Here is a 350-nt window from a genome sequence, read left to right on the forward strand (position 1 = left end):
GACATCGGCTTGACCACGATTTCTTCGGTGTGGAACACGCCGTCGACGACGATGCCGAAGGTCTGGCTGCCGACCTGCGTCACCACGATGAAGCCGTTCTCGGGATCGGAGACGGCGCCGTCGTCGATCTTGAGCAGCTTCTTGAGATGGATCAGCGGCAGCAGCTTGTTGCGCAGCCGGAGCACCGCGGTGTCCTTGATGCGCTCGATGCGATGCTCCGAGTTGGCGCGGGCACGCACCAGCTCGACCACCGAGAGCTGCGGGATCGCAAATCGGTCGCCGGCGGCTTCCACGATCAGCGCGGAGACGATGGCGAGCGTCAGCGGGATCTTGATGGTGACGGAGGAGCC

Annotated in this window: 1 protein-coding gene; it reads right to left on the reverse strand. The window is 64.3% G+C overall.

Translation table 11 applies throughout. The annotated features are described in order from the left end of the window. Window positions 1-350 (reverse strand): chemotaxis protein CheW (locus tag AC0L27_RS41255; protein WP_473323858.1); only part of this gene is annotated, 350 nt, incomplete at both ends.

Source organism: Bradyrhizobium sp. Ken51 (assembly GCF_055807435.1).